This window comes from Enterobacter sp. BWH52, from assembly GCF_001037565.1.
GTDB classification, from domain to species: domain Bacteria; phylum Pseudomonadota; class Gammaproteobacteria; order Enterobacterales; family Enterobacteriaceae; genus Enterobacter; species Enterobacter hormaechei_C.
On sequence record NZ_KQ089855.1, the window covers coordinates 29725 to 42828 of the forward strand.

General features: G+C 56.4%; 11 protein-coding genes. 7 read left to right on the top strand and 4 right to left on the bottom strand.

Translation table 11 applies throughout. From position 1 onward, the window contains the following. Positions 1 to 13 precede the first annotated feature (13 nt). Positions 14 to 2446 (bottom strand): bifunctional aspartate kinase/homoserine dehydrogenase II, encoded by a 2433-nt coding sequence (locus tag SK47_RS20905; RefSeq protein WP_003862044.1) that lies wholly within the window; start codon positions 2444 to 2446, stop codon positions 14 to 16. Between the two features lie 2 nt (positions 2447 to 2448). Next, positions 2449 to 3609 carry a cystathionine gamma-synthase gene (metB, locus tag SK47_RS20910; protein WP_017383102.1) on the bottom strand — a complete coding sequence of 387 codons (1161 nt, stop codon included), beginning with the start codon at positions 3607 to 3609 and terminating at the stop codon, positions 2449 to 2451. Between the two features lie 275 nt (positions 3610 to 3884). Between metB and metJ the strand changes: the two genes are divergently transcribed. Further along, a complete protein-coding gene (gene metJ, locus SK47_RS20915; protein WP_003862042.1) occupies positions 3885 to 4202 on the top strand; it encodes a met regulon transcriptional regulator MetJ in 318 nt (105 codons plus the stop codon). Positions 4203 to 4244: 42 nt separating this feature from the next. On the opposite strand, the gene SK47_RS20920 is transcribed toward metJ, so the two are convergent. Both SK47_RS20920 and rpmE read right to left on the bottom strand, forming a co-directional pair. Continuing rightward, entirely contained in the window at positions 4245 to 4925 is a 681-nt protein-coding gene (locus SK47_RS20920) for an oligogalacturonate-specific porin KdgM family protein (RefSeq protein ID WP_032608106.1), read from the bottom strand. A 321-nt stretch (positions 4926 to 5246) separates the two neighbouring features. Beyond that, positions 5247 to 5459, bottom strand: a complete 213-nt coding sequence (gene rpmE, locus SK47_RS20925) for a 50S ribosomal protein L31 (protein WP_003862040.1) — start codon at positions 5457 to 5459, stop codon at positions 5247 to 5249. A 200-nt stretch (positions 5460 to 5659) separates the two neighbouring features. Between rpmE and priA the strand changes: the two genes are divergently transcribed. From priA to menA, 6 genes are all read left to right on the top strand, one after another. After that, complete coding sequence (priA, locus tag SK47_RS20930) at positions 5660 to 7855, top strand: primosomal protein N' (RefSeq protein ID WP_023323887.1); 2196 nt, start codon at positions 5660 to 5662, stop codon at positions 7853 to 7855. A gap of 119 nt (positions 7856 to 7974) precedes the next feature. Then, positions 7975 to 9000, top strand: a complete 1026-nt coding sequence (cytR, locus tag SK47_RS20935; protein ID WP_003862038.1) for a DNA-binding transcriptional regulator CytR — start codon at positions 7975 to 7977, stop codon at positions 8998 to 9000. Positions 9001 to 9092: 92 nt separating this feature from the next. Further along, positions 9093 to 10061, top strand: coding sequence for a cell division protein FtsN (ftsN, locus tag SK47_RS20940; RefSeq protein WP_003862037.1), 969 nt, complete (start codon positions 9093 to 9095; stop codon positions 10059 to 10061). Between the two features lie 94 nt (positions 10062 to 10155). Continuing rightward, complete coding sequence (hslV, locus tag SK47_RS20945) at positions 10156 to 10686, top strand: ATP-dependent protease subunit HslV (RefSeq protein WP_003862036.1); 531 nt, start codon at positions 10156 to 10158, stop codon at positions 10684 to 10686. A 9-nt stretch (positions 10687 to 10695) separates the two neighbouring features. Beyond that, positions 10696 to 12027 (top strand): HslU--HslV peptidase ATPase subunit, encoded by a 1332-nt coding sequence (gene hslU, locus SK47_RS20950; protein ID WP_003862035.1) that lies wholly within the window; start codon positions 10696 to 10698, stop codon positions 12025 to 12027. A 68-nt stretch (positions 12028 to 12095) separates the two neighbouring features. After that, a complete protein-coding gene (menA, locus tag SK47_RS20955) occupies positions 12096 to 13016 on the top strand; it encodes a 1,4-dihydroxy-2-naphthoate polyprenyltransferase (protein WP_022652060.1) in 921 nt (306 codons plus the stop codon). Positions 13017 to 13104 lie beyond the last annotated feature (88 nt).

Sequence of the window (13104 nt, forward strand, 5' to 3'; positions counted from 1 at the left end):
GGAAATGCAGACGTTACAGCAGCTTAGCCAGACGATTAATGTCGGACTGAATGGCTCCGGCGGTGACATCGCGCCCCGCGCCCGGGCCACGGATCACCAGCGGGTTATCGCGGTACCAGCGGCTTTCGATGGCGAAGACGTTGTCGCATGGCAGGAGCGCCGCCAGCGGATGTTCAGGACGCACCGCCTCCACGCCCACGCGCGCTTTACCGTTCGCCTCGAAACGCGCCACATAACGCAGCACCAGGCCCATCTCGTTAGCCGCTTCCAGACGTTGCACCATCTGCTCGTTCAGCTCGTCACCGTTCTCGAAGAAGTGATCGACGGACCCCTCCTCGCAGCCCGCAGGCACCAGAGACTCAACGCGTACCTGACCCGGCTCAATGTCGTAGCCGGCTTCACGCGCCAGGATCACCAGCTTACGCATCACATCTTTACCGGCAAGGTCAACGCGCGGATCCGGCTCGGTTAAGCCCTGCTGCCACGCCTGATCCACCAGGTCGGTGAACGGAACGGTGCCGTCAAACTGCAAAAACAGCCAGGAGAGCGTGCCGGAGAAGATCCCGCTCAGCGCCAGAATGCTGTCGCCGCTTTCAATCAGGTCGCGCACGGTATGGTTCACCGGCAGGCCCGCGCCAACGGTGGCGTTATACAGCCAGTGACGACCCGTTTTTTCGAATGCGTCATGGATCTGACGGTATTTATCAGTGCTGCTCGCGCCCGCCAGTTTGTTGGCGCTGATGACGTGGAAACCGTGGCTGGCGAAATCCAGATACTGATCGGCCAGCTGTTCGCTGGCAGTCACATCCAGCACCACCAGATCGTCGTACGGGTGCGCGCGCATCCACAGGAACAGCGACTCTTCATCCTGCTCAACCGCTTCATCGTTAAAGAAGGCCAGCGCCCGGCTGGCGTCCAGCCCTTCGTAGTTCAGCAGGCTGCGGCGGCTGTCCACCACCCCTGCCAGAATAAATTCAAACCCGGTACGCGCCGAGAGCGTGACCTGTTCGCGGGCGAACAGCTCCAGCCAGCGGGAACCGATGTTGCCTTTACCAAACAGCACCAGGCCGATGCGTTTTTCCGCACGGAACAGGGAGGTATGCAGGCCCTGAATCAGGCTTTCGGTTGGCCCTTTACGCAGAACGGCAACCAGGCTGATGCCCTCTTCTGATTGCCAGGTGAACTCCACCGGCTGGCCTTTCAGCTGCTGCCAGAAGCGGTGGCAGTGGAGCGGGTTACGGGTGACGCCCGCGCCCACCATCGCCACCAGCGCCAGCCCCTGACGCAGGCGAAGCTCGCCCGGCAGGCCCGCTTCATCCAGAATTTTCAGGGCGCTGTCCACCACTTCAGCGGTATAGCAGAACTGCAACAGCTGACGATCGTTATGTACGCCAACGGCCAGCGGACGCACCTGGGCACGTTTCAGGATGGTGTCGATATCTTTGTGCGCCAGTTTGAAATCCTGGCCCGCAGGCACCTGGAACTCAATCAGGCAGATGTCATCGTGGCTGGTGACAATGCGCGCGCCCGTACCGGATGCCAGCACGCGCTCGATGCGGGTGGAACCCTGATCCGGCGTGTAGCTACAGCGTAGTTGCAGGTCGATGTCGCTGCCGGAAACCGGCTGTAGCGTGCGCGCGTGCAGCACCGGGGCCGCCAGACGCGCCAGCTCGCTCGCTTCGTCGAGACGCAGCAGCGGCAGCAGGCAGGCATCTTTCACTTTGCGCGGGTCCGCGCTGTACACACCGGCCACGTCGCTCCAGATGGTGACGCGGGACACGCCCGCCAGGGCACCAATCTGTGTTGCCGAGTAGTCAGAGCCGTTACGGCCCAGCAGAACGGTTTCGCCGGCATTGCTGCGGCTGATAAAGCCGGTGACGACAATACGTTTACCGGGATGTTGCACCAGCAGCTGTTGCAGCAGTGGGTAGGACAACCCTTCATCCACCTGCGGCTGCGCGGCACGTTCGGCACGCAGGAAATCACGCGCGTCGAGCCAGGCGGCTTCCACACCCAGGTGTTGCAGCACGGCGGCCATCAGGCGCGCAGACCACACTTCACCGTGGCCAACCACTTCGGCATACACCGCATCGGTAATGCCGCTGTCCAGCAGAGCGGCCAGACGCTCAAGGTCGTGCGTAAAAGCGCTAATCAGCCCGTCCGCCACGTCCGCAGGCAGCAAACCGGCAATCAGTTCGCTCTGGTAACGACGTAAGGACTGTTGCACCTGATGCGCAGAGAGGCGATCGGTCTGGCTCAGTTTCAGCCAGCTAATCAACTGGTTGGTGGTGCTGCCTGCCGCAGAGACAACCATCATGTCCCCCGGCTGTGAATACTCGGTCATGATCCCTGCGACACGCAGGTAACATTTCACATCAGCAAGACTACTACCACCAAACTTGTGCAGCTGACGACCCTTCGCCCCTGCCTGCGCTATCACACTCATGATTACCCCTTGGCTGCGACCCGGAAGCCATTTTCCAGATCGGCAATTAAATCTTCAGAATCTTCAATACCGGTCGAGATACGTAGCAGCGTCTCGGAAATCCCGGCGGCGGCACGTGCTTCGGGTGCCATACCTGCGTGCGTCATAGTTGCGGCGTGGGAGATCAAGCTTTCTACTCCCCCTAAGGATTCCGCCAGCGTAAACAATGACAACCCGCTCAGGAAGCGACGCAGCGTTTGCTCGTCACCGTCCAGTTCAAAACTTAACATCGCGCCAAATCCTTTCTGTTGGCGCGCGGCAATCTCGTGCCCCTGGTTTTCCGGCAGCGACGGGTGATAAAGCTTTTTCACCAGCGGCTGGGTTTTCAGGAAATCCACGATCGCCTGGGCATTACGCTGCGCCACGTCCATACGCGGTGATAGCGTGCGAATACCGCGCAGCAGCAAATAGCTGTCGAACGCGCCCGCGGTGACGCCAATGTTATTGGCCCACCATGCCAGTTCGGTGACAACGTCGGGATCTTTGGCAATCACCACGCCCGCCACCACGTCAGAATGGCCGTTCAGATATTTCGTGCATGAATGCAACACCAGATCGGCACCCAGTGCCAGTGGGTTCTGAAGGGCCGGACTGAGGAACGTATTATCCACTACACTTATCGCTCCCGCATCCCTTGCGAGCTGACAAATTTTCGCAATATCGACTACGCGCAACAATGGATTGCTTGGACTTTCCACCAGAACCAGCTTCGGCTGCTCGGCAAGCGCCTGTTTCAGCGCCTGTTCGTCGTTTTGATCGACAAACAGCACACGGTAGCAGCCACGTTTCGCCAGGCTATCAAACAGACGATAGCTGCCGCCGTAACAGTCGTGTGGCGCCACCAGCAGATCGCCAGGTTTCAGGAACACTGTGGTTACCAGGTGAATGGCAGACATGCCGGTATTGGTTAATACCGCCCCTGCGCCGCCTTCCAGTTCCGCCAGCGCGCGCTGGGTGACGTCGCGCGTAGGATTGCCGCGACGCGAGTAGTCATGCGCGCGAGGTTCATTAAATCCGGTGAAATTATAGGTACTGGAGAGATGAATTGGCGGGACAACGCAGCCGTACTGCTCGTCATCATTCAATCCGCTACGCACTGCGATGGTGGCCTGTTTACGCGTCATGGTGAGGCTTCCTGGCGAATGAGGTGAAAAGTCAGGCACCAGAGTAAACATTGAAAGTATGGACGTCAATACATCTGGACATCTAAACTTCTTTGCGTATAGATTGAGCAATGCGCAAATAGCCGTTAAAATTATATGCTTTAGGACACGCTACAGCGGCAATATCCGTGCCTCGGTATCGTCTCTACGGTAAACTACGCAAGATTACGGTTCAAAACTGATGGTTACGGGTTTTGCACCTTTAGATTAATGACTGAGAGGATTAAAGGTATCTCATGGCTGAATGGAGCGGCGAATATATCAGCCCATACGCTGAGCACGGTAAGAAGAGTGAGCAAGTCAAGAAAATCACGGTGTCCATTCCTCTGAAGGTGTTGAAGATCCTCACCGATGAACGTACGCGTCGTCAGGTGAACAACCTGCGTCACGCCACTAACAGCGAACTGCTGTGCGAAGCGTTCCTGCATGCGTTTACCGGCCAACCGTTGCCGAACGATGACGATCTGCGTAAAGAACGCAGTGACGAAATCCCGGAAGAGGCGAAGGTGATCATGCGTGAACTGGGTATCGACCCGGAGACCTGGGAATACTAACAGCGATGCGGTCCCGCTGAGGGTGCTCAGCGGGATGGTTTCTCAGAAGTTGTAACCTAAGCCGACACGCAGACGCGTTTGTCGGTCGTCAGTGGTAGCAGTGTTATAGCCGGAAGAGACATTACCCACCTCCACGAATGGCACCCACGAATCGATGTTATACGCCACGCGGAAGTTATATTCGTAATCCTCTTTTTTGTTGTTATACAGATCTTCGTTGTCGGCGAATTTATAAATTCCGTTCAGCTCAAACATCCAGTTATCAATATTATATCCCAGCCACATTTCCGGGCGATATACCAGTCTGTCATCTTTACCGTCTGCATTACGGCGGGTATATTCGGTACGATAACGGAACGCCGTCCACCAGCTGTCATTAATATTATACTGTACGCGTAAATAGGGTTTATAAATAGCCATGTCGTCACCCATTTCAACCGCGACACCCGGCTGCCAGATAAATCCCTGCCAGGTAAACTGGTAGCTGGCAGTATATTCGTTGCTGTTACTCTCCATATTATTGAGCGCATCATTAGATTGCTTTTCGTCTGAGCGTGAGACGGCCTCTACGGCCACACCAAAGCCCGTCCCGAAACGGTGTGACATGTATACACGGTCATAGTTACGTCCATCGTCGTAATACTCGTGTCGGTAATCAACATATCCCGCCTGCGCCGCGCACGATAGTAATGGAAGCACGAATAAAAGTTGCTTCAGTTTCATCCTTTTTCCCTCAAAGTAAATACACCCTGAAAGCCATCGCTGTTGAAATGGCAAATAAGAATTTATGTCGAGCGCAGTGTAATTTTACACCCAGAGGGAAACCTTTTATTTATTGCCATATCCGGCAATAAAATGGCAAACAGGCCAAGAATACAGAGATAAAGCTCACTATCCGTATAAATAGGAATATATTAAGACACGGTGATTATTTTTCGGAAAAATTAAAATATATATTTGAAGAGAAAATATAAATACAGAATTAATTCAGGAGAGATATTACAGGCACAAAAAAACCGCCCGGAGGCGGTTTCTTCTGGATGCTTATTTAGCGCCCGGGATGCTGAAACGCTTGTTGAAGCGGTCAACACGGCCACCGGTTGCAACATCACGCTGCTTACCAGTGTAGAACGGGTGGCATTTGCCGCACACGTCCAGGTTCAGATCGTGACCCACGGTAGAGCGGATCTGGATAGAGTTACCGCAAGAGCAGTTTGCAGTAATCATTTCGTATTTCGGGTGAATATCTTTTTTCATGGGAGAACCTCAGTTAAGGCCGCGTCGCTCTTCCAGCCCTAACGCCAGACACCACGCGATGTTGAATGTAAGTTCTTTGGCGTAAAATACACCAAAGGCGGCGAATCATACAGAATTTGACCAACGTATGCAAACTGATCCGCACGCCGCTTTCACTAATGTGTATACTAACGCGCCACTTTTCAAGTCAGGAAGATTCGATGCCCGTCGCTCACGTTGCCCTGCCCGTTCCGCTTCCCCGCACCTTTGACTACCTGCTGCCCGACAGCATGAGCGCCAAAGCGGGCTGTCGCGTGACCGTGCCGTTTGGCAAACAGCAGCGCGTGGGGATCGTGGTGTCCGTCAGCGACAAAAGCGAACTGCCGCTTAACGAGCTGAAATCGGTTGTTGAGGTGCTGGACAGCGAGCCGGTTTACTCCACCAGCACCTGGCGACTGCTGCTGTGGGCGGCAGATTATTATCATCATCCGATTGGCGACGTCCTGTTCCATGCCCTGCCCATTATGCTGCGCCAGGGTAAGAGCGCCAGCCACGCGCCAATGTGGTACTGGTTTGCCACCGAGCAGGGCCAGGCGGTGGACATTAACAGCCTGAAGCGCTCGCAAAAACAGCAGCAGGCGTTGGCCGCGCTGCGCCAGGGAAAAATCTGGCGCCATCAGGTCGACGAGCTTGAGGTAAGCGAAACCGCGTTGCAGGCATTAAGGAAGAAAGGGCTGAGCGAGCTGGCCAGTGAAGCACCTGCCCTTCACGACTGGCGCGACGGCTTTTCCGTCTCGGGCGATCGTCTGCGTCTGAATACCGAGCAGGCCACCGCCGTAGGCGCGATTCACAGCGCTGCCGATCGTTTTTCCGCCTGGCTGCTGGCGGGCGTCACCGGCTCCGGTAAAACCGAAGTGTATCTGAGCGTGCTGGAAAACGTGCTCGCGCAGGGCAAACAGGCGCTGGTGATGGTGCCGGAAATCGGCCTGACGCCGCAAACCATCGCGCGTTTCCGTGAACGTTTTAATGCGCCCGTTGAGGTTCTGCACTCCGGCCTGAACGACAGCGAGCGCCTCAGCGCCTGGCTGAAAGCGAAAAACGGCGAAGCGGCGATTGTGATCGGCACCCGTTCATCGCTGTTTACGCCGTTTAAAAATCTCGGCGTTATCGTGATCGATGAAGAGCATGACAGCTCCTATAAACAGCAGGAAGGCTGGCGCTATCACGCCCGCGACTTAGCCGTGTACCGCGCCCACAGCGAGCAAATCCCCATTATTCTCGGGTCTGCCACCCCCGCGCTTGAAACGCTGCACAACGTTCGCCAGCGTAAATACCACATGCTGCGCCTGACGCGCCGCGCGGGAAATGCCCGCCCGGCCATTCAGCATGTGCTGGATCTGAAAGGTCAGCAGGTGCAGGCCGGGTTAGCGCCTGCGCTGATTAGCCGCATGCGTCAGCATTTGCAGGCGGGCAACCAGGTGATCCTGTTCCTGAACCGCCGCGGCTTTGCGCCTGCGCTGCTGTGCCACGACTGCGGCTGGATCGCGGAGTGCCCGCGCTGCGATCACTACTACACCTTCCACCAGGCTCAGCGCCATTTGCGCTGCCACCACTGCGACAGCCAGCGTCCGGTCCCCCGTCAGTGCCCGTCCTGCGGCTCAACGCACATCGTGCCGGTCGGTCTGGGAACGGAACAGCTTGAACAGGCGCTCGCGCCCTTCTTCCCGGATGTGCCCATCTCCCGTATCGACAGGGATACCACCAGCCGTAAAGGGGCGCTGGAGCAGCAACTGGCGGAAGTACATCGCGGCGGCGCGCGTATCCTGATTGGTACTCAGATGCTGGCGAAAGGGCACCACTTCCCGGACGTGACGCTGGTCGCCCTGCTGGACGTCGACGGCGCGCTGTTCTCCGCGGATTTTCGCTCCGCCGAGCGTTTCGCCCAGCTTTATACCCAGGTTGCCGGTCGCGCTGGTCGAGCGGGTAAGCAGGGCGAGGTGGTGCTGCAAACGCACCACCCTGAACATCCGCTGCTGCAAACCCTGCTGCACAAAGGCTATGACGCCTTCGCGGACCAGGCGCTGGCCGAACGTCAGACGATGCAGCTTCCCCCGTGGACCAGCCACGTTATCATCCGTGCGGAAGACCATAATAACCAGCAGGCGCCGCTGTTCCTGCAACAGCTGAGAAACCTCCTGCAAGCCAGCCCGCTGGTGGATAATCAGCTGTGGATTTTAGGCCCGGTACCCGCGCTCGCCCCGAAACGCGGCGGCCGTTTCCGCTGGCAACTCTTACTTCAGCACCCCTCGCGTATCCGTTTACAGCAGATCGTCAGCGGCACGCTGGCGCTGATCAATACCCTGCCGGAAGCGCGAAAAGTGAAGTGGGTTCTGGACGTCGATCCGATTGAAGGCTGAAGACGGATCGAAAAATTTAATGCGCCTCACACTTTTTATGAAAATTCTGTAACCGATTCCATTAACTATCTGTAAAAATGGTGCGGTCCGCAGTTCGGTGTTCAGGCGAGGAGAAGACGTTGAAGTCCAGGAAAGAGGTTGCCTCGGCGACCATGAAAGACGTTGCCGAGAAAGCACAAGTCTCAACAGCAACCGTGTCCCGCGCATTGATGAACCCTGACAAAGTCTCCCAGGCGACCCGAAACCGGGTTGAAAAGGCGGCGCTTGAGGTCGGTTATTTTCCGCAAGCCATGGGGCGTAACGTAAAACGCAACGAATCCCGCACCATCCTGGTGATCGTGCCCGACATCTGCGATCCCTTTTTCAGCGAAATCATCCGCGGCATTGAAGTCACGGCCGCCGCCCAGGGCTATCTGGTGCTGATTGGCGATTGTGCCCACCAGAACCAGCAGGAAAAAACGTTCATCGACCTGATCATCACCAAGCAGATTGATGGCATGCTGCTGCTTGGCTCACGCCTGCCGTTTGATGCCAGCATTGAAGAACAGCGCAATTTACCGCCGATGGTCATGGCGAACGAATTCGCGCCGGAGCTGGAGCTGCCAACCGTTCATATCGATAACCTCACCGCCGCGTTCAACGCCGTGAACTATCTTCAGGAACTGGGGCATAAGCGCATCGGTTGTATCGCCGGACCAGAAGAGATGCCGCTGTGTCATTACCGCTTGCAGGGCTACGTTCAGGCGCTGCGCCGTACCGGGGCTATCGTCGATCCGCACTACATTGCGCGCGGTGATTTCACCTTTGAAGCGGGCGGGCAGGCGCTGGAAAAATTGCTGGCCTTGCCAGAACCGCCTACCGCGGTCTTCTGCCACAGCGACGTGATGGCGCTGGGGGCGTTATCCTACGCCAAACGTCACGGCCTGCGTGTGCCGCAGGACCTGTCGATAATCGGTTTTGATAATATTTCGCTTTCGGAGTTTTGCGATCCGCCGCTTTCGACCGTTGCACAGCCGCGGTATGACATTGGCCGGGAAGCGATGCTGCTTTTGCTGGATCAGCTGCACGGTCAAACAGTTAGCAGTGGGTCACGGCTACTGGATTGTGAGCTAATTGTGCGCGGCTCTACCCAGGCATTAACTTAAAGTAAATACCTTTCGACACCCTTATCTGGTCAAAGCCCCGTCGCTTAAGTAACATGGCGGGCTGACGAACGAATAAATACAGCGAAACGATAGTGGCACAACGAGATTATGTACGTCGCGGCCAGCCGGCACCTTCGCGACGCAAAAAGAGTAGTTCAAAAAGCAAGCAACGTAGCCTGTCTGCTGTCTCCCCAGCCATGGTCGCCATTGCTGCGGCCGTGCTGGTGGCCTTTATTGGCGGCCTCTACTTCATTACGCATCATAAAAAAGAAGAGTCTGAAGCCCTTCAGGGTAACAAGGTCGTCGGCAACGGCCTTCCTCCTAAGCCTGAAGAGCGCTGGCGCTACATTAAAGAGCTGGAAAGCCGCCAGCCTGGCGTACGTGCGCCTACCGAGCCTTCTGCCGGGGGTGAAGTGAAGAATGCCGATCAGCTGACGGACGAACAGCGTCAATTGCTCGCTCAGATGCAGGCGGACATGCGCCAGCAGCCTACGCAGTTGAACGAAGTGCCGTGGAACGAACAAACCCCGGCGCAGCGTCAGCAAACATTGCAGCGCCAGCGTCAGGCTCAGCAGCAAACGCAACAGCAGCAGTGGACGCAGACGCAGCCGGTACAGCAGCCGCGTTCACAACCGCAGCAGCAGACGCGTACCGTACAAACTCAGCCTGTCCAGCAGCAACCGAAGGCGCAGCCGCAGAAGCAAACGGCACAGCCGTATCAGGATCTGTTGCAGACGCCTGCGCATACCACTGCGCAACAGCCAAAAACGCAGCAGGCTGCGCCGGTCACCAAAGAGACCGAGGTGCCGAAGCAGACGGCTGAGAAAAAAGATGAACGCCGCTGGATGGTTCAGTGCGGTTCGTTTAAAGGCGCCGAACAGGCAGAAACGGTGCGTGCTCAGCTGGCATTTGAAGGATTTGACTCACGCATTACCACCAATAACGGCTGGAATCGCGTAGTGATTGGACCGGTCAAAGGCAAAGAAAATGCCGATGGCACCATTTCCCGTTTGAAAGTGGCTGGCCACACAAACTGCATTCGACTCGCCTCCGGGGGTTGAAACCCCCAAAATCCCCCCCATCTATCATTTAATTCAGCCCTGAGCACAGGCTCAGGGCTTCTGTTTCCCGAATCTGTAACCAGGGGGTCTGCTCGTGACAACAATAGTAAGTGTACGCCGTAACGGCCAGGTGGTAATTGCCGGTGATGGCCAGGCCACGCTGGGTAATACCGTCATGAAAGGCAACGTGAAGAAAGTACGTCGTCTTTATAACGACAAAGTGATCGCCGGTTTCGCAGGCGGCACGGCTGATGCCTTCACGCTGTTTGAACTGTTTGAACGCAAACTGGAAATGCATCAGGGTCATCTGGTGAAAGCCGCCGTTGAGCTGGCAAAAGACTGGCGTACCGACCGCATGCTACGCAAGCTCGAAGCGCTGCTGGCCGTGGCTGACGAAAACGCCTCGCTGATCATCACCGGTAACGGCGACGTAGTTCAGCCTGAAAACGACCTGATTGCCATCGGCTCTGGCGGCCCGTACGCCCAGGCCGCAGCCCGTGCGCTGTTGGAAAATACCGACATGAACGCGCGCGATATCGCGGTGAAAGCGTTGGATATTGCAGGTGATATCTGCATCTATACCAACCACAATCACACCATCGAAGAATTACCGTCTAAAGCGTAAGGATCGCCCATGTCTGAAATGACCCCACGCGAAATTGTCAGCGAACTGAACAAACACATTATCGGCCAGGACAATGCCAAGCGCTCCGTGGCTATCGCACTGCGTAACCGCTGGCGTCGCATGCAGCTCGACGAAGAGCTTCGCCACGAAGTGACGCCAAAAAATATTCTGATGATCGGCCCGACCGGTGTGGGTAAAACCGAAATCGCCCGTCGTCTGGCCAAACTGGCTAACGCGCCGTTCATCAAAGTTGAAGCCACTAAGTTCACCGAAGTGGGCTATGTGGGTAAAGAAGTGGACTCCATCATCCGCGATCTGACCGATTCGGCGATTAAGATGGTGCGCGTCCAGGCGATTGAGAAAAACCGCTATCGCGCCGAAGAGATGGCCGAAGAGCGTATTCTCGACGTGCTGATCCCACCGGCAAAAAACAACTGGGGACAGGCTGAACAGCAGTCTGAACCTTCTGCTGCGCGTCAGGCATTCCGTAAAAAACTGCGCGAAGGCGAGCTGGACGATAAAGAGATTGAGATCGATCTCGCTGCCGCGCCAATGGGCGTGGAAATTATGGCGCCTCCGGGCATGGAAGAGATGACCAGCCAGTTGCAGTCCATGTTCCAGAACCTGGGCGGGCAGAAGCAGAAAGCGCGTAAGCTGAAAATCAAAGACGCGATGAAGCTGCTGATTGAAGAAGAAGCCGCGAAGCTGGTTAACCCGGAGGAGCTGAAACAGGACGCTATCGACGCGGTTGAGCAGCACGGTATCGTGTTTATCGACGAAATCGACAAAATCTGTAAGCGCGGCAACGCGTCCGGCCCGGATGTCTCCCGCGAAGGCGTTCAGCGCGACCTGCTGCCGCTGGTGGAAGGGTGCACCGTCTCCACCAAGCACGGCATGGTTAAAACTGACCACATTCTGTTTATCGCCTCCGGTGCGTTCCAGATTGCCAGCCCGTCTGACCTGATCCCGGAACTCCAGGGTCGTCTGCCAATCCGCGTTGAGTTGCAGGCGCTGACCACCGAAGATTTCGAACGTATCCTGACTGAGCCAAACGCTTCTGTGACCGTACAGTATAAAGCGCTGATGGCGACCGAAGGCGTGAACATTGAATTTACCGATGACGGTATCAAGCGCATCGCCCAGGCCGCGTGGCAGGTCAACGAAACCACCGAGAACATCGGTGCGCGTCGTCTGCACACCGTGCTGGAACGCCTGATGGAAGACATCTCTTATGATGCGAGCGACCTTAACGGTCAAAGCATTACCATTGACGCAGACTATGTGGGCAAACACCTGGATGCGTTAGTGGCAGATGAAGATCTGAGCCGTTTTATTCTATAATCGCGTTCAATGCATTTTCATCACTGTTGATGGGGGCTATGGCCCCCATTTTTATTGGCTAAATAACTATGACTGATATCAGCCGTACGCAGGCGTGGCTCGAAAGTCTGCGCCCTAAAACGCTTCCTCTGGCTTTTGCCGCCATTATTGTCGGTACCACGCTTGCCTGGTGGCAGGGTCATTTCGATCCGCTGGTAGCAGGCCTGGCGCTTGTCACCGCCGGGCTGCTGCAAATCCTCTCTAATCTCGCCAATGATTACGGCGATGCGGTAAAGGGCAGCGACAAGCCTGACCGTATCGGGCCGCTGCGCGGGATGCAAAAAGGGGTGATTACCCAGGCACAGATGAAACGGGCGCTGATTATCACCGTGGTATTGATTTGCCTGTCCGGGCTGGCGCTGGTGACGGTCGCGTCGAAAACCACCAGTGATTTCATTGGCTTCCTGGTGCTGGGCTTGCTTGCCATTATTGCAGCCATTACCTATACCGTCGGGACGCGTCCTTACGGGTATATTGGTCTGGGCGACATCTCCGTGCTGGTGTTCTTCGGCTGGCTGAGCGTGATGGGAAGCTGGTACTTGCAGGCGCATACGGTGATACCTGCCCTGTTCCTGCCGGCGACCGCCTGCGGTCTGCTGGCGACGGCGGTGCTGAATATCAATAACCTGCGCGACATCGACAGCGACCGCGAGAACGGTAAAAACACGCTGGCCGTGCGTCTGGGTCCTGTAAATGCACGCCGCTATCACGCCTTCCTGCTCATCGGCGCGCTGGTCTGCCTGGCACTGTTCAATCTGATCTCTCTGCACAGCCTGTGGGGCTGGCTGTTTGTGCTCGCCGCACCGCTGCTGATTAAGCAGGCCCGCTATGTCATGCGTGAACGCAGCCCGGCCGCCATGCCACCGATGCTGGAACGTACGGTAAAAGGCGCGTTACTGACTAACCTGCTGTTCGTCATCGGGATTGTCTTAAGCCAGACGCTGAGTTAGCTGACAAATATCAATTAACAATTGATGATTTTGCCAACAACGCATTTCGCACGATATACTGAACACATTCGCAGCAACAGAGCGTTAA

Excerpts from the sequence above, each read along its gene's own strand:
- menA (WP_022652060.1), top strand. The coding sequence starts at position 12,096 with ATGACTGATATCAGCCGTACGCAGGCGTGGCTCGAAAGTCTGCGCCCT.
- metB (WP_017383102.1), bottom strand. The coding sequence starts at position 3,609 with ATGACGCGTAAACAGGCCACCATCGCAGTGCGTAGCGGATTGAATGAT.
- rpmE (WP_003862040.1), bottom strand. The coding sequence starts at position 5,459 with ATGAAAAAAGATATTCACCCGAAATACGAAATGATTACTGCAAACTGC.
- SK47_RS20920 (WP_032608106.1), bottom strand. The coding sequence starts at position 4,925 with ATGAAACTGAAGCAACTTTTATTCGTGCTTCCATTACTATCGTGCGCG.
- SK47_RS20905 (WP_003862044.1), bottom strand. The coding sequence starts at position 2,446 with ATGAGTGTGATAGCGCAGGCAGGGGCGAAGGGTCGTCAGCTGCACAAG.
- metJ (WP_003862042.1), top strand. The coding sequence starts at position 3,885 with ATGGCTGAATGGAGCGGCGAATATATCAGCCCATACGCTGAGCACGGT.
- priA (WP_023323887.1), top strand. The coding sequence starts at position 5,660 with ATGCCCGTCGCTCACGTTGCCCTGCCCGTTCCGCTTCCCCGCACCTTT.
- hslU (WP_003862035.1), top strand. The coding sequence starts at position 10,696 with ATGTCTGAAATGACCCCACGCGAAATTGTCAGCGAACTGAACAAACAC.